The sequence below is a fragment of the Mycobacterium sp. URHB0021 genome (genome assembly GCF_054057895.1).
This window is the reverse complement of record NZ_JBSRZT010000002.1, coordinates 2,840,840-2,862,382: the sequence shown is the minus strand read 5'-3', so window position 1 is coordinate 2,862,382 and position 21,543 is coordinate 2,840,840. Positions and strand designations below refer to the sequence as shown.

Below are 21,543 nucleotides of genomic sequence, written 5' to 3'. Positions count from 1 at the left end.
TGGAACCCAAGCCGGCGAAGGCAAGCTCTACCTGTGCGCGATCAAGGACGTGTACTCCAACCGCATCGTGGGCTACCGCATCGACTCGCGGATGAAATCCCGGCTAGCTGTACTGACCTGAGAGGTTAGGTACGCGGCTGGCGGGTGGTTGACCCTTGAGTGCTGTGTGGCCGCGGTGGTGATTGTAGGTGTGGAGCCATCGCGGGAACTCGTCGCAGCGGTCGGCGTCGCTGCGGTAGAGCCGGGCGTAGGCCCATTCGTCGGCCAAGGTCCGGTGGAATCGTTCGACCTTGCCGTTGGTTTGCGGCCGATAGGGGCGGGTACGGCGGTGCCTTATGTCACTCAAGGCGTCGCGGAATTTATGTGAACGATAACAGGATCCGTTGTCAGTCAATATGGTTCGGACCGTAAAGCCGCACTCGGTGAACCAGGCGTTCGCGCGCAGCCAGAATGCTGCGGCGGTCTCTTTGCGTTCATCTGCGAGCAGTTCGGAGTAGGCCAGCCGCGAGTGTGCGTCGATGGCGGTGTGCAGGTAGTGGGAGCCGCGCAGTGGGTCGCCGTTACGGCTGCGCTTACCGGAGCTCCTATCGGCCCAGGCGTTGCGTTTACCGGCGGCGCGGCCCAGCATCCGCCAGCCCCCGCCGGCGGGAATCTTGCCGAGTTTCTTCACATCGACGTGGACCAGGTCCCCGCAGCGGGCGGCCTCCATGCGTCGGATCACCCGCCCGGTCGGACGGTCCAGCCAACGCAATTTGGCCAGCCGGTACCGGGTCAGCACCCGATGCACCGTCGAGGGATGCAGTCCCAGCAGATAGCCGATGCGGGCAGGTCCCCACCGGCGGATAACCCGCACCTTGATGATTCGTCGCTCGGTGCGTGTCGGGGTCTGGTTGGGGCTGCGATGTGGGCGCGATGACCGATCAACCATCCCGGCCCGGCCCTGGGCACGGTAGCGGCGCGCCCAGCGGGCCGCGGTAGTCGCGGACACCTGAAACCGTTCCGCAGCTCGGCGCAACGGCCAGCCGTCCTCCACGACACAACGAGCCAGACGCAGCCGACCAGTTTCCGACAATGGGGCATTACGGTGGGACACGAAGACCTCCGGTGAATGAGTGCGTTCCTAAGCAGCTCGCACTTCACTCGGAGGTCTTCGTCTTGTCACCCCGCCACGCCGTCACCAACGTCCGTGGTCAGTACAGCTAGCCACCACGGCGTTGGCCAGTGCAGTCGCTCGACGCGGTGATGTCGTAGGCTGCGTGCTTCACAGCGACCGAGGGTCAGTTTCGCAGCCGAAAATTCGTCCACACTCTGGGCCGCGACGACATGGTCGGGTCCATGGGCCGCGTCGGGGCGGCCGGCGACAACGCGGCCATGGAGAGCTTCTTCAGCCTGCTGCAGAACAACGTCTTGGACCGTCACCGATGGGACACCCGCGAACAACTACGCATCGCCATCGTCACCTGGATCGAACGCACCTACCACCGCCGCAGCCGACAAGCCGGTCTCGGCCGATTGACCCCCGTCGAATTCGAAGCAATCATGATCACACCGGCCAATCAGGCCGCGGGACCGAAACTGTCACCCACTCGTGCAGCACACCCCCCGCCGCGCTACCGGACGATAGCGTCAAGATCTCCACTTCACCGATCATGTTGTTCTCCATCGCCAGCACCGGCCGCCGCCCGCGGCTTTCGGTTAGGCATGTCGCGTTCCGACAAGATTATTGTTGGCCGCCGGGGCTGCGCCAAACCCAGTTCTGCCTGACGTAACGCGGCTTTAGGCCGGCGCGTTTGAGGTTATCCAGGGATGAGCTGCCCGTGCCCTCCTCGGCGACACTGGTTTCAGCGACCAGCCACCGGCAGCCCGCCTCGGTGGCCGCCTTGATGCGTGCGGAAATCAATGCCGTCTGCGCGCCACGATTGCGGTGCGCCGGAAGTGTCGCGGTGGCGTTGAGCGAAGCGACATCACGATGGACATAGAGATCGGCGGCTGCCACCATCTGATCACCCTGCCAGGCTGCGAAGGGCTGGAGCCCGCTCCCAACACCTCCAGTCATCATGTCGGCCAGGCTGTGTGGCATACCAAACCCGTCGAGAAGGACTCCTATCCACTCGTCGATCTGGTCGGGGCTCACCGGGCCGGCGCGCAGATCGCTCGGCCGTGGGGTGGCATCCCCAATCCCGCACGCCAACTTCCACCAAGGACCGGTGGCCTGTAGTTCGTGCCGGGCACAGATGTCATCCCAATCCGCGGGTACTACCTCTGGAGCGATCTGCAGCGTCGCGCCCGGGCTGTCATACTTGTCATAGAAGGCAAAAACCCGGTCGATTAGATCGGCGGTGACCGGTTCGGCGAAGCCGAAACCGAGTGCCTTGCTGAAGTAGCCGGTCACATCGTTTCGCACCGACAACGCCACGCCCCCACCGATGCGGTCGACGTCGATCCCGAGCCGCGTCTTCACCGTCTGCGGCGCCATCGCCACAAACCGATACATAAATTCCGCCTCGGCATGCTCTGCCGCCGCAGTCAATAATTCGTTCGACATGATCCTCCAACCAGACTCAGGGCACCGCGCGCTGCCAAGACGGCGCCGACCAGGACATTCAACTTATTCACCGCGAGTCGACCATACTCGGCGATGGGCAAGGACCACGCCCATCTCCAGATCGACCCAATGTCGCTCGGCAGTACAACTAGTCGTACTCGGTCGACTTCGTCTGCAGTCCGTCACTCACGATCGGTACTCGAGTTCGATGAGCTCTTCCTGCAGCGCACCCGCCCACAGATCGGGGCGTCGGCACCACCCACCCCCCAAAACACCTTCATCTACAGATTCCTATCCATATCGAATAGCGGACTCAATCCCGCCTGTCACAAGCGGGACGACCAGCAGGCTCCTTGCCGACTCGCTCGGGCAACCGGAACGGAGACGGTTGCCGCACATCGCCGTATCAGCACTATCGCAGCTACGTTACCACCGATAAAAGACTGATGCCGAGGCTGAATACCGCTGCAGCCGCGCTGCCCGCCACGCGCGCAGAACCGCGAGTCGACGTTCATCGGAGCGTTCTCGGTCGTTGCCTGCTCGGGCCGCTGAGTGCTCGTTCGGCGCGGCTCACAGAACCTCGAGGGTGCATCACACTCGTTATCGTCGAGCTACGCGTCCAGGCGCGAAGCGTCCGAGTCGCTGAAGTCGACCCCAATGGTCGAATACTCGGTATCGACACCGTGAAGCCCGCCTGGCTCGATAGTCACATCCCACGTGTTATCCTCGCACGGCCCTGAGGTGACATGAGCACGGACCAGACGACGCTTCGGCGAAATCCTCTGAATTTCAATCCAGTTCGCGGTACATTCACCGACGTCGATCGTTCCGACGATCGGGTCCGTACTGGTTAGGTGCAAAATTGCCCTGTACTGCGGCTCCCCCTTCGAACCCCAAACACCGTGCATTACCGTTGTCATTACTCGTACCTCTTGTTGTCAGGGCCACGCGATCAGCCGACTGCGACCAACCACATGATTCGGTAGCCCGGGCACTTCCTCGAGGTGAATACCCATCGGTGCCGGAACGCCACAACTGTTGCGGCTGCCTACCGTCAGCGTGGCCGCCTCCTTGGCGAAGCATTCAGCAGCTCGGGATTAACAACCCAACCTTCACCGGTTACAAGGGCCACCTGTTGGGTGAGACGATTCATCGCTAGGTCCCGTTCAAGAAAGTTCTCCTGCGGCAGTTGGATTTCGAGTCAAGGCTACGTGTCTGAGACTTAATGGGCATGTGCCATTTTCAGTTTGGATTCCTGGGCAACTCCAATGCCGCAGCACCTGCGGTGAGTATTTCCGAACCGACATCTGCGCGAGAGGCCTTACTGTGTCGCCTGCTCGTGATGTTATCGCGAGGTTGAGGACGTCAATAGTAGCGTGTTCACGCAAGTTAACGACGCTACTGACCAGGCTGATCGGTCAGCTCTACTACTGCCTGCAGCACAGGCAGCCGTTCGACGAAGCGAAAGCGTTCGCGGCTACTGCCTACACCGCGGTGTGGTGGCCGGCAACCCTCAGAAACTGGCATCGGCGCAGGGCCACCGCTGGTCAGTAAAACTCGTTGCCTAGCTGCAAGCATCCGTGCGCGCCCATCAGTCTGCTAAACACGTTTGTAGTTATGCGGCATGTGCGATGCCATAGATTCCATGACCGCTGCGATCTGGCCGGTGTTCGATCACGTTGTGTCGACGCCTCGGTTGTCGCTGCGCTATGTCACCGATGACCTCGGCGAACAGCTCGCCGACCTGGCTGCCCAAGGAATCCACGACCCCGACACCATGCCCTTCGTGGAGCTGTGGATCGACGTTGAATCCCCGCAGTTGCAACGCAACACTATGCGCTACTTTTGACGCAGCAGAGCCGAAACAACTAGCGAACACAGCATCCCAATCAGGCTGCAGGTGATCGGGATGGTCACCTCATCGGTCTGTGTTCGCTCGATGCCGAACAATTCCCGACCATCCGTACAGCGAGTACCGGGTCATGGCTTGGTCGCCGGTTCCAGATCCTGGGAGATGGCCGGGAGATGCGCCACGCCGCGCTGCACCTGCTTTTCGTTGGCCTGGACGGCGAACGAGCCACCACCCGCGCATGGCACGACAACCCCGCATCGTCGCGCGTCGCACGATCATTGCCCTACACCGAAGACAACCCTGTTCAGGAGCAGCGGCGCGACCGACCCGACACCATGTTGAGGTTCTCGATGCCCCAACAACAATGGCAAACCGCCCGCCGCAGCGACATCCAGTTCGCCGGCATCGGACAGATTCAGGAGTTCCTTCGCATCACAACAGGCAAGCCGGCCGGCGATGGTGGTTGACTCTCAACAGGATCGGAGGTCCCTAGAAACGACACACGCGGGGCCGAACTGCACCAACGGGCCCATCGTGGTCGAGGGCGACCTTCGAGGGCGACGGTGTCACCGGGCGCAGCAGGGCTCCTTCGCCGACCTGATCAAAGTCAGCGGCGCTGGCGACACCCTCCACGGAGGCCGCCGAGGCTGCGCGTCGAGGTGCTGATGACGCTCCAACACGCAACGCGCGCCACCGCTGGAAGCGGTCACTGCGGCTGGCTGAGGGTACGCAGCAGGCCTGTCCGTCGCAGTCAGTCGACGGTGGCGTCCGGCATGCCCGGCGTCCAGCCAGGTCGGGAGTAGAGGGGACCAGGCCTACGTGGTGTCGGTCGTCATCGACCGGATGGCGTCTATCAGGCTGGCGTCGCCTCGATAGCGCAGTAGATGCCTGAGCCAGAGGTAATGCGATCCAGAGTGAAGCCGCCCCCACTGAGCAGTCGTCGCCATTGCGACTCGGTGCGTTCGCGGCCGCCGAGCATCGCCATCATGGTGAGGTCGATGAACTTCGCGGTGTGTGACATGTCGTCCTCCGGCACTACCAGTTCGAGGAGGAGCAGATTCGCGCTCGGCTTTGCAGCGCGCCCGATCGCATTCAGGATCCGGATCACCGAGGCGTCGTCCCAGTCGTGCAAGACCGCCGATAGCAGGTAAACGTCTGCGGTGGGAACGCTGTCGAAGAAGTCTCCTCCGATAGCGGTCGCGCGGTCGGCCAGTCCTGCCGCAGCCAATTTCGCGGTAGCCGCGGTCACGACGCTGGGTGTGTCGAACACGATGCCACGTCGCTCGGGGAGCCGGGGCAGGATCTCGGCCAGCAGGGTGCCGTCGGCGCCACCGATGTCGGCGATCGTGTCGCCGTCCGGGAACTGCAGCTGATCAAGAAGGTCACCGCGGCCGCCGGTGGTGAAGCCCGCCATAGCGGAGTTCTGCAATTCGGCAAGGCCGGGGTTGGCGTCGACCCAGTCGAAGAATGGCTGGCCGAGGTATTCGGTGGCGGCGACTTCGCCGGTGCGCACGGTGTGCAGCAGGCTGCTGAACGGTGCGTAATGGGTTTTCATGAGGTAGCGCGCGAGGCCGCGCATCGAGTCGGCTGGGCCGTCAGCGAGTGTGCTGCCCAATACGGTGATCTCGACGTCGTGGCCCGATGTGTGAAACACGCCAAGTGGTGCGAGAAAGCGGATAAGCCGCTCGAGCGCGTCGGTGTTCGCGCCGACGCTGGCCGCCAGGTCCTCAACACGGCGCGGCCCGCTCAGCAGCGCGGTGGCGACGCCGAGTTCTGCGACGACGTACAGGGCCTGGGACACCTCGAAACCGGACAGTAGGTGGTGCATCTGCGCTGCAGCAGGTGCGCTCTGTGGCTCAGCAGTCATATTGCGGTACAACCCTTCTAAGGTCTTCTGGAATGGTGACAGTCTCGGCCGACACGTAGCGAGCGCGGGGCTTGCCGATGACCTTGGCCACCACACTGGGCCCCGCCCAAGCCGGTGTGCCGTCCTCGCCCGTTAGGCGACACGATTATGAAAACCGGGCTGGGCAGCCTAATAGTTGCTCGGCCGAGCAGATGTGTTGCAGAACACGTTGGGACTGGGGCCGACGGGCCGCCTTTGGCCGCAGAGCTTTTCACTCGCACCTTCGCGCATCAATCGACGCACCACCAATGTGATCGATTCGGCGTCGGCGACCGTGCGGCGCGCTGAACGGTGGGACATAACGGTCGGATCAGATGCCGCCCGGGTTATGGCGGACCTACCGGCGGGTTACGCCACATCTAACTTGGCACCCGGCCCTTCGCCTCTACGGCAGCCCAAACGACGCCAGATAACCCCACACAGCGAGGTCGCATAAGTCAAGGTGGGCGCCCGGCCCCCGCCGAACCCAGCCTCACGCCGTTATCCGAGCATTACGACTACACCCGGACCCCGGATGGCGACCCATCACACCCAAAACCCAACGTTGACACGGGCTATAGCCAGTTAAAGGGCATCCTCGGCGCGGCACCTCTCGGCTCGTAAGAGACGGCGACCGAGAACATATTGCGCCGCCTCAGCGACCAAGGCGAAGATCACGCGATAGTCCGTCCTACGTACTTCAAAGGCGGCGGTCACCGGTCTGTGTCAGTTTCGTCCGCCCACTCCAGCTGGGCGTCTACCCCAGTCACTACCCACATCAGTTCGACGAAACTGTCGGGATAACCGTCGTCGGCCAACAACTGAATGGTGTCGGCGACCACCGCGACCGGGCCCCAGAGCTACGGTGATCGAGTACCGGAGGCCCCGATGCTCTACCGGGTTGGTCGTCCACAGCGCAATCAGAGCATCCAACAGTTCATCCAATTGCGGGCCGGGATGTTCGAATTGGGGTCCAGCGGCCTGGTACTCCTCGGGCGACCAGCCGATACCGAACCAGGCCAATAGCCGACCACCCGCTGACCACATCGATTGTTGTGAGGGCGCGCAGGCCAACTACACCGGCGAATACCAGGCGCCACAGCAACGCTCGCGCCAAGCCGTGGCGTACTCGTCACGGCTGCGGCAACGGCCAAGACGATCAACGTACTTGCAATGGTTCGGTACTGCCGCGGAATTGGGAGCCGTCGCCTAGGCCACCAGGGTACCCAGTCGCCGGCGGCCATGAATTATTCTATTTGGGCAAATACCCGCCCCACGAATGCACGAATGTGTCCAGCGGCCTTGGCGGGAAACTGCACCGCCAACGAAGCGCCGCTATAGGTAACTCGCAGTATCATTGCTACCGCACGAGCGGAATCTACCCTTCGCCGAAGGTACGTCGGCTCGACGGATGCGCAGTCGAATGGCGAACTGCCGCACCGGCCTGAACGAATTCGTCGATGTCGATCAACGCGTCATCTGTTTTGGTCCATTTGAGAAGGGAAGATCCACTTTCGCTTCAAAGCCTGAGCCGACCAGCGCCGATGCTCATGGAGCGCTTCCTCCGCGGCCTGAAGTTGTTCCTCTCCCCCGACGGCCACGCTGCGCGCATGATCATCACCCATGACGTCGATCCCGCGATACCCCAGTGCATTTCGCACATCGACACCATCAGACACGCCGCGCAGGAGGCCATCAAGGGCACCCCCCTGGCGGGATCCAAGATCTACCTCGCCGGCACCGCGGCTACCTACAAGGACATCCAGGACGGTGCCAAGTACGACCTCGTGATTGCCGGAATCGCCGCGCTCAGCCTGATCCTGCTCATCATGATGTTCATCACCCGAAGTCTGGTGGCCGCGATCGTCATCGTGGGCACCGTGGCGCTGTCGTTGGGCGCCTCGTTCGGGTTGTCGGTACTGATCTGGCAGGACATTCTTGGCATCGAGTTGTACTGGATTGTGTTGCGCTGGCCGTCATCCTGCTGTTGGCCGTGGGGTCGGACTACAACCTGTTGCTGATCTCGCGGTTCAAGGAGGAGATCGGTGCCGGGCTGAACACGGGCATCATCCGGGCGATGGCCGGCTCCGGCGCGGTGGTGACCGCCGCGGGTCTGGTCTTCGCCGCTACCATGGCTCCTTCGTGTTCGCCGATCTGCGGATTCTGGGTCAGATCGGGACCACGATCGCCCTTGGCCTGCTGTTCGACACACTCATCGTGCGCTCGTTCATGACGCCGTCGATCGCCGCGCTGCTCGGGCGCTGGTTCTGGTGGCCGCTCAATGTGCGAGCCCGGCCATTGCGTCGACCCTACGAATCACGCCGTGCGGTTGGTCAGCTGCCTCTGTGGGAAGACGCGGACCGAGCGGTCACCGCCGAGGCGCCGCCACGCAGTCAACCGTGATGATTGAGGATGTCAATTGGGGCCAACGGCAGTTACGGCAGCTAGGCCCGCGAGAGCGCATCGGAGGATCCGCGCTCCGCCGGAGACGGTTCCTGCAGACGCCCCCTCAGCCGTGCGACCCTGCGCAACTGAGCGGCGATGTTCATGGACGTCAACATCGGGATCCCCCGATGAACATTCGGAACGAGGGGTCGCCGCCATCTCTATGGAGCATGTAGAGACAGCCGACGACACAAAAGAATCCCATGGTGAAGAGGGCGGCGGGTATCGCGTACGCAAGCGGTGATCGTGCGTCGGACACAAGTTCGGATGCATAGTCGAGTTCGTCCTGGGACATCGGTTCGCGCTTACGCGATTTAGCTAGAACCGCTTTATGGGCGCCCACCTTTTCGCCCAACGGGGCCGGTGTTCGATTCTCCAGCCGACTCATATACACGAATACGAAAGTGGCGAAGAATAATTCCATCGCGCCAGCGAAAAATCGTCAGATAACCCCAGGGGCCGAGATTCACCCTCCCGCTCCTTTGCTCTCCCGCCGAACGTCAATCGCGCTTGAAATGCGAGAGGCCTCGCTGGCGGCTGCCGAGAACCTGAGCGAACGTTACCTCAACCACCTGTTCCCTCGATGACGGGCACGCGTGTTCTCAGGCGACCGCACGGTTGGGCCCCGTTAATCGCTCGGCTCAGCGCGGCGAGGTGCGTCTGATCACTTGCCATTCGTTGAATGGCGGCATCATCGCGGTATCGCATTCGACGAAGCCGAACGGGTGTGGCGAAATCGGTTTCATCCTGTTGGCAGCTCGTCCCAGCGGCTTCGATCCAGTATGAACGTCAACGTACGGCGATGGACCGCGTCACGGAACCGCAGTCCCTCCGCCAACGCCGCGACGGCGCGGAAAAGCACCGAGTAAGCGCGTCCGTGATGTCGTTCCACATAACGGACGCGGTTCACTGCCATCAGAACCGCGAGTGCGGGCGATGCCCCGGAGCCCTGCCCGCGGTGTTCAACCACGGCCAATGGCTCGAAACGGACCACCCGGCCGCTTTCTCGGATTCGACGGAAGTAGTCGATCTCCTCGGAGTACAAGAAGAACTCCTCGTTCCACGCTCCCACTTCACGTGCAGTCGCGGCCGGAATCAACACTGCCGCTCCGGTCGCCCAGTCGACGTCGTGCACTTGGGCGTAACTCTTGAGCCGAGTGTCGGTCTGTGACAAGAAGCCGGGCCGCCAGCGAGCCTTGCCCCCGAGAAGCGCGTCGCCGATCGCACGAGTGAGCGACGGCTCTCGGCGCAGGGAAAAGAAAGTCGCCCCGCTGGCCCTGAGCATCAGCGGCACGACCGCCCCGATGGGGTTTGTGTTTGCGGCTGCAAGCAGCCGCGTGACGGTGTCAGGCGCCAGAGCGAGATCAGGATTCAGGATCAGCACAGCGTCGCATGGGTCGGCGAACGCTTGTCCGGCATTGATTCCACCGGCGTAGCCGAGATTTTCGGTGGATTCGATCAACCTGACGTCTCTATGGGTGCGGACTATGTCGGCGGTGCCATCGGACGACTGGTTGTCCACCACAACGACGCGCAGTCGCAGGTCGGCGGCCGCGACCCGCAAGTCATCGATGAGCGGCGAAATATCCGACGCGCTGTTGTGCGTCACTATCACCGCAGTGACATCGGCATGGGCGTCAACACTCGCGAACTGGTACCGCACGGACTCGTTTCGTGAGGCTCTCACGAAACCCGACTTCTCGTAACCCTCGTCTGCTGCTGGAGCCGGCCAGAGAGCGCAGGCCAGGCCGATCGAGAGGGCGATGAGCCTGCCGATCAGGTTCGCACTTTTCCACCGGCTATATGCGCCGAAGAGGGCTCGAGACATGCCAGCTCGGCGCGCCGCCTTCGAGAGGAGATCCATACCCTTGTCCTGCCGATTTGAAGATCGGTCCTGCGCGGACCGCGCACAAACCAAGCCAGATCAAGCACCCAACCCGTAAGTACTCGTCGCGTGGGCAGCGCGACAGTCGCGGCGATCGTTGTGCATACTACCCAATGCGAAGCCATATGGGTTAATTTTGCACACTTTGCTGCAATTCACCAGCACGGCAGTCGACAAGCCCGTTGGCGCAGTTTAACGCCTCGTGCGTCGAAGGGCTGCCTGCAGATACGCGTAATTGACTTCTAGGCGGTGTCGTTGCCAGCGATCTTCCAGCTATGCTTTTTCAGCGGACACCCAGATTTCAGGCGACTGCATCGCAGGCAATCACGTTTTCTCGACAGTCCGGCGGCGCTGCTTCTGCGACACTCACCAGGTGGTCGACCGGTTGAGCAGTCTCCTCGGTTTGGGCGCCGCGTCGCTCGCGATCGCGCTGTCACTCTCCCCTGCCGGCGCCGCCGACTCTCCGTCATGGAACGGCGAGTACGCGATCACGTTCATCGTCGGTCCAAAGTCCGGCAACAGCATGGCGGCGGGTCAATCGGAGGGGCAGTACACCCATACCTACACATTCCGCTCGAGTTGTACGGGCGGTGAGTGCACGGCCACGATTGTCGACGGCCCCGCGCCGAAGAATCCGACGGTTCCACAACCGGCCCAATTCACCTGGGATGGGTCGTCCTGGACACAAGTCAGCGACTTCCAGTGGGACTGCTTGACGCCGGACGGCACCATCCAATGGAATCCGGCCCGAGCCGACGTCCGTTACACGCCCCAACCCGACGGGTCACTGTCCGGGACGATGCATACCGGGATCTCCAGCGGCGCCTGCCAGGGCACGGTTGACATGAATATGACAGCCGAGCGTGCATGAGCGCGCCGTGTTGTCCCTAGGTCGCATGTCCTGAAACCTGACACTGCCGATGGCGCTGGGACGCCGCGCCGCTCAGCAGCTGCCAGTGGCAGCGAATCCGCAGGGAACCTGTGCCTTCGCCGCGGGCGCGAACGAGGGAGTCTCCAGCGTGGTCGACTCGGGGCTCATCGTGATGGTCTCTCCGGCGCTGCCACTGCTGCTGTACGTGCTCGTGGAAGCGTCCGACGCCTGCGCGGCGACCCCGAGTCCGGCTGCCAGCACCGCAGCTACCCCGACTCCGGCGGCAATCGGCTTAATGGCCTTGTACATTTCTGCTCCTCCAAATATCCACCGCAATTAGCGAGTAACGAGAATTGCCATCTGCTCTTTCGCGGATTGCAACAGTCGCCCACCCAACGACGGGCCGATAACGACCACGTTTCGGGCTGTGGAGTTTATGACCTGTCGAAATCGAAGCCATTCGCCTGCCCCACTAACCGACTTACCTTCGAGCTCTGGGTGGGTTACCTTCGAACTCGCTGGATTCGACTGTAGCGCAGTGTGATGTCTTGCGCCACAGCACTAAACAGCAATGAGAATCACGTCGAAGGAGGGAATAATGCGCCCTGAACATGCGTTTCGCCACCTGGAACCCATTCCCCACAGGGAATTGTCAACTCATCCACAGAGAATTGTCAACTTCGATGACCGGGTGGAATTCGGGCGTCCGGCCGATTTCGTCGTCCCGCATTCACGACGAGCCGCGTAGGACTGCGACCGAGAACCCGCCGCACGAAATGCCTTCCGGCCCTCACCAGTTACAGCGCTGGAGCTTCGGCGAGCGCTGCCCGGACGCACGATTCGACAGCCGGCCACGCAACTGCTGCCGCCGTGAGCGAGTCGCTCACGGGGTCAGTCGCCGTCGCGGAGCAGGGCGACGTCGGATACCAGTCGGATGTGGTCGGCCATTGCGCGGGACGCTTCGTCTGGGTCCTGCTTGCGAACCGCGTCGGCGATCCGGCGATGCCCTTGCAGCGACGCCCGGGGACGGTTCTGCTGCGAAAGCGACTCGATGCGAGTTTCCCTTATCAGACCGGATATTTCATGCATCAGCTTTGCCAAAAGTGACGAGTGCGCCGCAACGGTGATGGCCTCATGGAACATCTCGTCGCCGACAACACCGCGGTCCCCCGCCTCCACCTCGGCCTCCATGGTGAAGATCGCGGCGTCGATGGCGGCCATTTCCGCGTCGGTGCGCCGCGCGGCCGCCAGACCGGCGAGGTTCACTTCCAGAGCCACTCGCGCTTCGATGATGTCCGGAATCCGATCGGCATGTTCACGCAGCGCTCGGATGGCACGTTCCTCGGTAGGGCGGCGAACGAGAATGGCGCCGTCGCCGTGTCGCACCGACAACACGCCTTGAACCTCCAGCGCCACCAGCGCCTGGCTCACCGACGCTCTGCTGACCCCGAGTTTGGCGGCAAGGTCTCGCTCAGGTGGCAGCCGATCACCCTCGGAAAGGTTCTTGTCCCAGATGTAGGCGCAGAGTTGCTCGACGATCACCTCATACAGTCGCGGTCGTGTCACCGGACTCAGTTGCTCTGCCACTAGCTCACCCACTCTCTATGCCAAAAATAGCGCACTGAGACAAGCCGGGACGGTAGCCGGCGCCACAAAGCCGATTGACAGGTGACGACGCTCACTGATTTACTGGCCTAGCCAGTGATCCACTAGGTCAACACACCACTGGACTGTGGCATCCGAGGGATCACCAACAACGTCATCATCGAGCCAGCCCAGAATCGAGACTCACTGTGACGATCAGTCAAGATCCGCCGCAATCCATGGACATCGGCGTCGAAGGCCGCGCGGACCAGCCGACGCGCCTCACCAAACCTCAACGCCGCGCCTTCTGGGGTTCATTCGGCGGTTGGGCCATGGACGGGTTCAACTGGACCGTCTTCGGCTTGGTCCTCGCCCCCACGATGCTCGCCCTGCTGCCGCGGGCGGGCATCGACCCCACCGCCGCCAACATCGGCTGGTACGGCCAGATCAGCGCCGCGATATTCCTGCTCGGCTGGGGCTGCTCGGCGATCTGGGGACCGATCGCCGACCGGTTCGGACGCATGCCGGCCATGACGGCCTCCATCCTCATGTACGGCATCTTCACCGCCTTGGCCGGCACCGCCACCAACATGTGGGAATGGAATGGATACCGCTTTATCGCCGCCATCGGGATCGGCGGTGAATGGGCCATGGCCGGCACTCTGCTCGCCGAGATCCTGCCGGAGCGCGTCCGCGCACGCTTCGGCGGAGCCATGCACTCGGCCGCCTACTTCGGCGTCCTCGCTGTCTCGGCGCTCTACCTGGTGGCCGGTCCCCAACTCGGCTGGCGGGGCATGTTCTTCATCGGCGGCATACCCGCGCTGGCGGTGTTCGTGATCCGTCGCGCGACACCGGAACCGGAACGGTGGCAGCAACACTCCGACGAAGTCCGTCGACAGTCGTTCTGGCAACCCGTCGTCGACATCCTGAGGCCCCCCTACCGAGCACGGACCTTGGGCAATCTGCTGCTGCTCGCGGTGTGTGTGATCGGATTGTGGGCCGGATCGACCTACGTTCCGACCGCCATGACCACGCTGGCCGAACACGCCGGATACGGCCACGACGCCACCGTGCGCCTCGCAGGCATATCGGCGATGACGGTGGCGGCCTTCACCATCGCCGGCTGCTTCGTCGTTCCGCGCCTCGCCGATCGATTCGGACGCCGAAGGACGCTCGCGACACTGTTCGGGCTGCTGGCCGTCGGCACCGTCGGGACCTATGGCGTCGCCTATCCGTTGCAGTCGATCGCCCTGACCTTTCTGTTCCTGCCGATCCTCGGTATCGCCGGCGCCAACTTCGCCGTCTTCACCATCTGGCTTCCCGAGCAGTACCCAACCCGCATGCGCGCCACCGCATTCGCCTTCACCACGACGCTCTCACGTTGGGTCGCAGCGGTCGGCACCTTTCTCATCGGCTACGGCATCCACGCCACCGGATCGCTGACCGTGCCCATCAGCCTGACCGCTGTGGTGTTCATCTTTGGTATCGCCATGGTGCGTCTGGCACCCGAGACCCGCGGCCAAGCCCTGCCGGACTGAGCAGCTCATACCGCCGAGGACCGTCGGCCCGACCTTCGAGCGGGCCGGCGGCCACACCTGTAATGCGACGCCCGGTCGTGTGGCCCAGATCCCACTCCATGAGGTCCCAAACCTTTGACACCGCAGGTCAACTCGTGCTTTGATGGCTTAGTTGAATTGGCTAGGCCACTAGCCCACTGAGTCACTAGGCCGAAGGTGATGTCATGATCGCTCTCAAACCGGATCAACCGCTGACCGCCGAACACGCCGGCGGCCCCCTGCACGGCCTGGTCGTCGTCGATCTCACGCGCGCGCTGGCCGGGCCGCACGCGGCCATGATGCTCGGCGATCTCGGAGCCGAGGTGATCAAGGTGGAGAACCCGGACGGCGGCGACGACACCCGTGGCTGGGGGCCACCATTCGTCGAACCCCCTCAGGGCGAACGCGAGTCGACATACTTCCTGTGCACGAACCGAAACAAGAAGTCGGTGACGCTCGATCTCAAGAACGATGTCGGTAAGTCGGCGTTGGACGCGTTGCTGCGCCGAGCCGACGTTCTGATCGAGAACTTCCGGCCGGGAGTCCTTGACCGACTCGGCTTTTCCCAACAGCGCGTGGCCGAGATCAACCCGCGCCTGGTCGTTCTGTCAATCAGCGGCTTTGGCCATGACGGACCGGAAGGCGGACGGGCCGGCTACGACCAAATTGCGCAGGGCGAGGCGGGGCTGATGTCGCTGACGGGCTCGGGACCGACCGATCTCCAGCGCGTCGGGGTGCCGATCGCCGACCTACTGGCAGGTATGTACGGCGCCTTCGGAGTTCTTGCGGCACTTCAGGAACGCGAGCGAACCGGCAGCGGCCAAGTCGTGCGTGCGTCGTTGCTCGCCGCCATCGTCGGAGTACACGCCTTTCAGGGGACGAAATGGACGGTGGCCGGCGAAGTCGGCGAGGCTACCGGGAACCACCATCCGTCGATCTGTCCGTATGGCTTGTTCGACACAGCCGATGGCGCTGTGCAGATCGCGGTCGGCAGCGAGGGGTTGTGGAGCCGCTTCTGCGAAGGATTCGGCTTCGACGCCGAGACGCCTGGAATGACGTCGAATCCGCAGCGCGTGGCCAACGGCAAGCGTGTCAACGAGATGGTGCAGGCATCGTTCGGGCTCTATTCGACCGACGAGTTACTCGAGAAGCTTGACCGAATCGGCGTGCCTGCCGGACGAATTCGGAGCATTCGCGAGGTGTATGAATGGGAGCAGACGAAGTCGCAGGGGTTGCTCGTCGACGTCGAGCACGCCACGTTGGGAACAATCACGCTGCCCGGTCCCCCGCTGCGGTTCTTCGACGCGGAAGGTATTGAGCGCACCCGCAACCAACACAGCGCTCCGCCCGTGCTCGGCGCGGACAATCACCTTCTCGCATCGCTGCCGACGGAAGACCGATGACACGCCTCGGCGCGCACGACGTCGTGGCGGCCATCGCCGATCCTGGCTCGTGGATATCCTGGGACTCGTCCCCGATCGAGATGACGACCGACCGGAGGTACGCCGATGACCTGGCGAACGCTCGCTCCAGAACGAGCCTCGACGAATCGGTGATCACCGGGGCCGCGAAGATCCGCGGCCGTCGTTGTGCAATGCTGCTGTGCGACTTCGCCTTTCTCGGCGGTTCGATCGGAATCGCCGCCGGCGATCGACTGACGCGAGCCATTCGTCGGGCCACCGAGGAGAAACTGCCCCTTCTCGCGCTCCCCACGTCCGGTGGTACCCGAATGCAGGAAGGGACCACCGCGTTTCTGCAAATGGTCAAAGTTACCGCCGCCGTGGTAGCCCACAAGTCCGCCCACTTGCCGTACCTGGTGTACCTACGTCACCCCACGACCGGTGGGGTGTTCGCCTCGTGGGGCTCATTGGGACACGTGACGTTCGCCGAACCCGGCGCCCTGATCGGCTTTCTCGGGCCGCGGGTGTACGAAGCGCTGTATGGCAAACCGTTCCCCACGGGTGTGCAGACAGCCGAAAACCTATGTGCTCGAGGGCTGATTGACGCGGTGATCCCGGTGGACCAACTCGCCGACACGGTGGACTGCGCGCTGGACCTCATCACGCACCGCCCGCACGCCACCGCCACCCCCTGGCCGCTGCGTACCGCATCATTCGACATCCCGGCCTGGCATTCCGTGGCAGCCTCTCGACGCCCGGAGCGACCGGGAGTTCGCGAACTGCTCAACCACGCGACGACCCGGGTGATGGCACTCAACGGAAGCGGACAGGGCGAGAACGATCCCGGACTTCGTCTGGCGCTCACACGTTTCGGCGACATGTCCTGCGTGCTGCTGGGACAGGATCGCCGTGGCCAGACTCCGGAGACGCCTTTCGGCCCTGGGGCGCTGCGACAAGCCCGCCGCGGCATGCGACTCGCCGCTGACCTTGATCTCCCGCTGGTCACGATCATTGATACTGCCGGTGCCGCGCTGTCGCAGGAAGCCGAGGAAGGTGGAGTGGCCGGCGAAATCGCTCGGAGTATCGCTGACATGGTCGCGATGCAAGTACCCACCGTCTCAGTACTGCTGGGGCAGGGTGCCGGTGGTGGAGCGCTCGCGCTCGTACCTGCCGACCGCGTCCTTGCCGCCCAGAACGGATGGCTCTCCCCGCTTCCGCCCGAAGGGGCCAGCGCGATCCTGTATCGCGACACGAGTCACGCTGCGGCGATGGCGGCACGGCAGCGGATCAGGTCCTCGGACTTATTGGCAGACGGCATCGTCGACTCGGTGATCCCTGAGTACCCAGACGCTGCCGACGAACCAGAGCGGTTTTGCCGTCGCGTCGGCGCGGCGATCCACAGCGAACTCGTGGTACTCGGAAACACCGACAGCGCAGAACGACTCATGGAGCGCGAACGCCGCTTCGAACGGATCGGCCGGCTGGGCCAGGCCCTGGCACCGGCCTGACACGTGGTCTGAAAGGGTTGTGGCGTTATCTGCGGCCCTCGAGTATCCATAATCGGCCGAGCGCGTCCGAGGTCGAGCGAACTCATGCTGACCCACGACGGGCAACCGGCGAAGAGGTAGACGGCCTGTCACCCCCTCGCCTGGAGTAGGACCGGCGTCATGCCGACGGCATGACTTTGTCTGATCGGGTCGTTAGATGATTGGCGCGCTTCGGGAAGTCAGGCGGGTCCATTCGCCGTAGTCGGGAGGTGGGGTATGACAAATTCTGTACCGCAACACAACTGGCTGCACGTCAGTAGACGTTACCTACCACCGGTCGTGCCGGTCCTGGCGATCGTTCTCATGCCGTTCCTCCCGTTCGTCAACGCACCGGGGCTGTGGCTCGGCCTGCCGAAGATGATGGTCTGGGCGGCATTCTGGACTATTTGCCTCACCCCCGCGATGGCCTGGTCGCAGCGACTGATGGAGCGCGACGGAATGGACGACAGCCGATGATTCTGGCGTTCGCGATTGTTGGCATCGTCGCGATCGCCGCACTGGGCGTCGCGGGCAGGAGACGCGCTCAAGCGCCGGACCTGACCGAATGGACAGTCGGCGGACGCAGGCTCGGCGCGCTGACGATCTGGTTCCTCCAGGCCGGCGAGACATTCACGACGTTCACCTTCCTCGGGATGGCCGGCCTGGCCTTCACCGGTGGCGTCGCGGGCCTCTACGCCGTGGCCTACGCTGCGGTCGGCTGCGCCATCGTGTTCTTCCTGTGCGGACGCGTGTGGAGGATGGGACGTGAGCGCGGCTACTTGACGCAGGGCGATTTCCTGCAGGACAGGTTTTCCAGCCCCATCCTGGGCACCACCTCGGCGGTGCTCGGCATCGTGTTCATCCTGCCCTATCTACAACTGCAGATCACCGGCCTGGGATTGATCGTGTCCCTGGTGGCTGGTGACAGCGGGTCCGGCACATTGAGCATGATCATCGGCGCCGTGATGGTGGCTGCGTTCGTCCTGTGGTCCGGCCTTCGTGGCGTGGCGGCCACCTCCTACTTCAAGGACGCGGTGATGCTGCTCGCCCTTGCGGTGCTGGCGGTGGCGGTGCCGGCTCATTTCCCGGGCGGCTTCTCGGGCATTTTCCGTCGGGTGAACCAGATCCATCCGGACAAACTGTTCATCCATGCCGGCGCCAACGATCACACGTGGTTCATCACCAGCGTGTTGGTGAGCGCCATCGGCATCGGGTGCATGACCGTGCCACATGGGTGGCCCGCCCTACTGTCGGCGCGTGATCCGAAGGCGTTGCGCCGCAACTTCACCTATCTGCCGCTGTACTCGCTATGCATATTGCTGCCTGTGGTCATCGGGTTCGCGGCGATCTTGCAGCTGTCCCCGAACAGCAGTTCCAACGGTGTTCTTCTGACACTCAGCAAGCAGGTGCTGCCTGGCTGGCTGACCGGCCTCGTCGTCGTGGCCGCAACAGCGACGGCGATGGTGCCCGCCGCCGGGATCCTGATCGCCATCTCGACGCTGGCCGCCCGCAACATAGTCCGGGTGCGCGGGGAAAGAGCGCAGTTGAGAGTGAACTACGCCATGGTGGTGATCGTATGCGCGCTCGCCCTGGGCCTGAGCCTGGCGCGGCCCGATCTGCTCGCCAATCTCCTGCTCTTGTCGTATTCGGGTTTGGTGCAGCTGGCACCCGCCAACATGATCGGCCTGACAAGGGCGCGGACGATAGTCGGTAGCGGTCCGCTGCTGTGCGGCCTGGCGGTGGGCGAATTCGTGGTGATCTGGACGACTTTTGTCGACAGCCACCTCGTCGGGACATTCAATGCCGGATTGATCGGGCTGGTTGCCAACCTCGCCGTAGTGGCTCTCGTCGCCCTGGTGCGACGGACCCGGGATGCGCCGACGTCCCGAGCAAAGGCCCTAGCCAATCAAATTTCCATCGGCAGCAAAGATTGTTGAATCGGTAGCTACTGCCTAACATGGCCCGGGGAGGACTCGGGACATGGGCAAAGCCGACGGTAGGCGGGCGAGCGGGATGGCGATCGGCGCCGCGTCGGTCGGGGTGGCGATGAGCGTCGTCGGGGTCAGCGCCACACAACCCGCTGCGTTCGTCGATCTGGCCGCGCTGATCGTCCTCGGCAGTTCGACGCATCCCGATGGCAGTGGCAACGAGGCGTTCTTCCGGGGAAAGTTCAACAATCCGACATACACGGGCGTGAACGGTGCCGACGGTAGCGACATAGTTCACGTCAACTTCCTGGCCGGGCCGGCCGGTATCAATCAGGCGCTGCAGGCCAACGCGGGTGAGCCCAACGCGATTCTCGCCTCGGGCTGGGGCGCCGCCAACGCGAGTTTGCTGCTCAGGCAGCTGAGCGCGCAGAACGACCCCGTCCTGAAGCAGACCGTGTTCATCCTCGACAACGACGTCGCCATTCCGAACGGCGGCTTCGGCACCCGGTACCCGTGGTTTGCGCTGATCGGGGTCAACCCGCTGCCGACGCCGACGGACACCATCGCGGCGGCCGTAGTGGACATCGCCTACCAGTACGACTACAACTCGAACGCGCCCGCCGACGTGTGGAACGTGCTCGCGGCCGTCAACTCACTGGTTGGCTACCTCTACCGCCACCTGAACCAGAACGAGATCGACCTGCCGGTCACTCTCGATGGATCGCCCGACGTCACGTGCGGCACCGCCAACACGTGCGGCGTCACCGACAACAACGTGGTGCTCAAATGTCCCGACGCACAGTGCGAGCCGGTACCGGCGGGTGACCGCGTCGCCGCCTATGTGACGCAGCGCGGAAAGACCACCTACGTCACCTACACGACCAAGGAACTGCCGCTCACCCGGCTGATCCGCGACGTCGTGCCCGTTGTCGGGAACTTCATCGCCGACCTCACCGGGCCGCTGCTGACGACGCTCGTCAACTCGGCCTATCCCAACGGCCAGCCGATCCCGGCCGATCCCAGCAAGTACCAGCCGGCCCGCATCGCCCCGCCGCTGAACGAGATCGTCGCGACGGCCGCGAAGATCCCGGGCGCTATCCAGCAGGGGGTGACCGCAGTGACCGGAGGAGGCTGGCGGCCGAGCGCAACGGTCACGAACAGTCGCACCACCGAAATGGACGAGACCGTAGAAGACCAGGAGCGCACCCGGGCCGTCGACGAAAAGCCGAAGCTGCGAAGCAACATCGTGCGCAACAGTGTCAAGGCCGTGCCGGGCACCACGGGCCTCGAGACCTCACCCACCAAAGGCCCCGAATCCGTTGAGGCCGTTGACCACTCGACGACCCCGGAGGACACGGAGCCTCCCGCGGCTCAGGAGAACGCGTCGAACGAGTCCGGTCAGACGGGGACGGCGTCGACGATTTCCCAGACGACCCAGCATGAAGCCGGGAAGGCGGCACCCGCTGCCTGAGTACTGGAACCACAACACCGCCTTCCATCCGTGGCTGGTCGACATCGCCGCCCGGCACCGGGGCGACGTGCTGGATGTGGGGTGCGGCGACGGCCTGCTGGCCCAACGACTGGCGCCGGTGTCCCGGTCGGTGACGGGCATCGATCCCGACCCCGGCGCGGTTGAGCGCGCAATCGGCCGAGTGGCGCCATCGGCTCAGATCAGCATCGCGCAACGGGACTTCGACGGATACGCGCCTGGCGGGCACACCTTCGACCTCATCACCTTCGTGGCGAGCCTGCACCACATGGATCTTCGGGCCGCCCTCGAGAAGGCACGTAGCTTGGTGCGACCCGGCGGCGAGATCGCCGTAGTCGGACTGTCCGCCAACAAGAGTGTGCGCGACTGGGTGTGGAACGCGATGTGCGTGCCGGGCGCACGTCTCGGGTCCTGGCTGCACTCGGAGACTGGCGATGTCGGCCTGGTAATGACCGATCCGCGCGAGGGCCTCGATGACATTCGCCGCGTAGTCGATGAGGTGCTACCCGGGGCATCAGTCCGGCGCGCGCCGTACTTCCGTTACCTGATGCGCTGGGCCTGCCCTCAGCCCTGATTT

Annotated in this window: 16 protein-coding genes and 2 pseudogenes; 12 read left to right on the top strand and 6 right to left on the bottom strand. The window is 63.6% G+C overall.

What is annotated here, in order from left to right; translation table 11 throughout:
* Positions 1-103: 103 nt before the first annotated feature.
* On the bottom strand, positions 104-1,093 hold the full coding sequence (locus tag ACVWWN_RS16380; protein WP_457144821.1) for an IS481 family transposase: 990 nt from the start codon (positions 1,091-1,093) through the stop codon (positions 104-106).
* 106 nt (positions 1,094-1,199) lie between these two features.
* Between ACVWWN_RS16380 and ACVWWN_RS16375 the strand changes: the two are divergent.
* Positions 1,200-1,566, top strand: a pseudogene (locus tag ACVWWN_RS16375) (transposase); the annotation flags it as partial.
* A 154-nt stretch (positions 1,567-1,720) separates the two neighbouring features.
* Here ACVWWN_RS16375 and ACVWWN_RS16370 read toward each other — a convergent pair.
* Complete coding sequence (locus ACVWWN_RS16370) at positions 1,721-2,545, bottom strand: GNAT family N-acetyltransferase (protein WP_457144820.1); 825 nt, start codon at positions 2,543-2,545, stop codon at positions 1,721-1,723.
* A 1,645-nt stretch (positions 2,546-4,190) separates the two neighbouring features.
* On the opposite strand from ACVWWN_RS16370, the gene ACVWWN_RS16365 reads away from it, so the two are divergent.
* Positions 4,191-4,394: a hypothetical protein gene (locus ACVWWN_RS16365; protein ID WP_457144819.1), complete on the top strand. Its 204-nt coding sequence runs from the start codon at positions 4,191-4,193 to the stop codon at positions 4,392-4,394.
* Positions 4,395-4,465: 71 nt separating this feature from the next.
* The gene (locus ACVWWN_RS16360; protein WP_457149154.1) at positions 4,466-4,864 is read left to right on the top strand and encodes a hypothetical protein; all 399 of its coding nucleotides are present in this window, start codon (positions 4,466-4,468) and stop codon (positions 4,862-4,864) included.
* A 386-nt stretch (positions 4,865-5,250) separates the two neighbouring features.
* Here ACVWWN_RS16360 and ACVWWN_RS16355 read toward each other — a convergent pair whose 3' ends face one another.
* Positions 5,251-6,264, bottom strand: coding sequence for a methyltransferase (locus tag ACVWWN_RS16355; protein WP_457144818.1), 1,014 nt, complete (start codon positions 6,262-6,264; stop codon positions 5,251-5,253).
* Positions 6,265-7,841: 1,577 nt separating this feature from the next.
* On the opposite strand from ACVWWN_RS16355, the pseudogene ACVWWN_RS16350 reads away from it, so the two are divergent.
* Positions 7,842-8,685: pseudogene (locus ACVWWN_RS16350) on the top strand (MMPL family transporter); the annotation flags it as partial.
* A gap of 784 nt (positions 8,686-9,469) precedes the next feature.
* Here the strand turns inward: ACVWWN_RS16350 and ACVWWN_RS16345 are convergent.
* On the bottom strand, positions 9,470-10,555 hold the full coding sequence (locus ACVWWN_RS16345) for a glycosyltransferase family 2 protein (protein WP_457144817.1): 1,086 nt from the start codon (positions 10,553-10,555) through the stop codon (positions 9,470-9,472).
* A gap of 430 nt (positions 10,556-10,985) precedes the next feature.
* Between ACVWWN_RS16345 and ACVWWN_RS16340 the strand changes: the two genes are divergently transcribed.
* Complete coding sequence (locus ACVWWN_RS16340; RefSeq protein ID WP_457144816.1) at positions 10,986-11,483, top strand: Rv2253 family sensor-like surface protein; 498 nt, start codon at positions 10,986-10,988, stop codon at positions 11,481-11,483.
* Between the two features lie 72 nt (positions 11,484-11,555).
* Here the strand turns inward: ACVWWN_RS16340 and ACVWWN_RS16335 are convergent, their stop codons facing one another.
* Positions 11,556-11,792 carry a hypothetical protein gene (locus ACVWWN_RS16335; RefSeq protein WP_457144815.1) on the bottom strand — a complete coding sequence of 79 codons (237 nt, stop codon included), beginning with the start codon at positions 11,790-11,792 and terminating at the stop codon, positions 11,556-11,558.
* Between the two features lie 582 nt (positions 11,793-12,374).
* Positions 12,375-13,070, bottom strand: coding sequence for a FadR/GntR family transcriptional regulator (locus ACVWWN_RS16330; protein WP_457144814.1), 696 nt, complete (start codon positions 13,068-13,070; stop codon positions 12,375-12,377).
* 206 nt (positions 13,071-13,276) lie between these two features.
* On the opposite strand from ACVWWN_RS16330, the gene ACVWWN_RS16325 reads away from it, so the two are divergent.
* From ACVWWN_RS16325 to ACVWWN_RS16295, 7 genes are all read left to right on the top strand, one after another.
* Positions 13,277-14,605, top strand: a complete 1,329-nt coding sequence (locus ACVWWN_RS16325; RefSeq protein WP_457144813.1) for an MFS transporter — start codon at positions 13,277-13,279, stop codon at positions 14,603-14,605.
* 203 nt (positions 14,606-14,808) lie between these two features.
* Positions 14,809-16,026, top strand: coding sequence for a CaiB/BaiF CoA transferase family protein (locus ACVWWN_RS16320; RefSeq protein ID WP_457144812.1), 1,218 nt, complete (start codon positions 14,809-14,811; stop codon positions 16,024-16,026).
* Entirely contained in the window at positions 16,023-17,531 is a 1,509-nt protein-coding gene (locus ACVWWN_RS16315; protein ID WP_457144811.1) for a carboxyl transferase domain-containing protein, read from the top strand. Before ACVWWN_RS16320 ends, ACVWWN_RS16315 begins: the two co-directional genes overlap by 4 nt.
* A gap of 255 nt (positions 17,532-17,786) precedes the next feature.
* Positions 17,787-18,026 (top strand): hypothetical protein, encoded by a 240-nt coding sequence (locus tag ACVWWN_RS16310; protein ID WP_457144810.1) that lies wholly within the window; start codon positions 17,787-17,789, stop codon positions 18,024-18,026.
* Positions 18,023-19,486: a sodium:solute symporter family protein gene (locus ACVWWN_RS16305; protein WP_457144809.1), complete on the top strand. Its 1,464-nt coding sequence runs from the start codon at positions 18,023-18,025 to the stop codon at positions 19,484-19,486. Before ACVWWN_RS16310 ends, ACVWWN_RS16305 begins: the two co-directional genes overlap by 4 nt.
* A gap of 43 nt (positions 19,487-19,529) precedes the next feature.
* Positions 19,530-20,948, top strand: coding sequence for a PE-PPE domain-containing protein (locus ACVWWN_RS16300; RefSeq protein WP_457144808.1), 1,419 nt, complete (start codon positions 19,530-19,532; stop codon positions 20,946-20,948).
* Positions 20,917-21,540 (top strand): class I SAM-dependent methyltransferase, encoded by a 624-nt coding sequence (locus ACVWWN_RS16295; RefSeq protein WP_457144807.1) that lies wholly within the window; start codon positions 20,917-20,919, stop codon positions 21,538-21,540. The genes ACVWWN_RS16300 and ACVWWN_RS16295 overlap by 32 nt, the downstream gene beginning before the upstream one ends.
* The last annotated feature ends 3 nt before the right edge of the window (positions 21,541-21,543 follow it).

Excerpts from the sequence above, each read along its gene's own strand:
- ACVWWN_RS16365 (WP_457144819.1), top strand. The coding sequence starts at position 4,191 with ATGACCGCTGCGATCTGGCCGGTGTTCGATCACGTTGTGTCGACGCCT.
- ACVWWN_RS16305 (WP_457144809.1), top strand. The coding sequence starts at position 18,023 with ATGATTCTGGCGTTCGCGATTGTTGGCATCGTCGCGATCGCCGCACTG.
- ACVWWN_RS16310 (WP_457144810.1), top strand. The coding sequence starts at position 17,787 with ATGACAAATTCTGTACCGCAACACAACTGGCTGCACGTCAGTAGACGT.
- ACVWWN_RS16370 (WP_457144820.1), bottom strand. The coding sequence starts at position 2,545 with ATGTCGAACGAATTATTGACTGCGGCGGCAGAGCATGCCGAGGCGGAA.
- ACVWWN_RS16345 (WP_457144817.1), bottom strand. The coding sequence starts at position 10,555 with ATGTCTCGAGCCCTCTTCGGCGCATATAGCCGGTGGAAAAGTGCGAAC.
- ACVWWN_RS16315 (WP_457144811.1), top strand. The coding sequence starts at position 16,023 with ATGACACGCCTCGGCGCGCACGACGTCGTGGCGGCCATCGCCGATCCT.
- ACVWWN_RS16335 (WP_457144815.1), bottom strand. The coding sequence starts at position 11,792 with ATGTACAAGGCCATTAAGCCGATTGCCGCCGGAGTCGGGGTAGCTGCG.
- ACVWWN_RS16300 (WP_457144808.1), top strand. The coding sequence starts at position 19,530 with ATGGGCAAAGCCGACGGTAGGCGGGCGAGCGGGATGGCGATCGGCGCC.
- ACVWWN_RS16320 (WP_457144812.1), top strand. The coding sequence starts at position 14,809 with ATGATCGCTCTCAAACCGGATCAACCGCTGACCGCCGAACACGCCGGC.
- ACVWWN_RS16295 (WP_457144807.1), top strand. The coding sequence starts at position 20,917 with ATGAAGCCGGGAAGGCGGCACCCGCTGCCTGAGTACTGGAACCACAAC.
- ACVWWN_RS16355 (WP_457144818.1), bottom strand. The coding sequence starts at position 6,264 with ATGACTGCTGAGCCACAGAGCGCACCTGCTGCAGCGCAGATGCACCAC.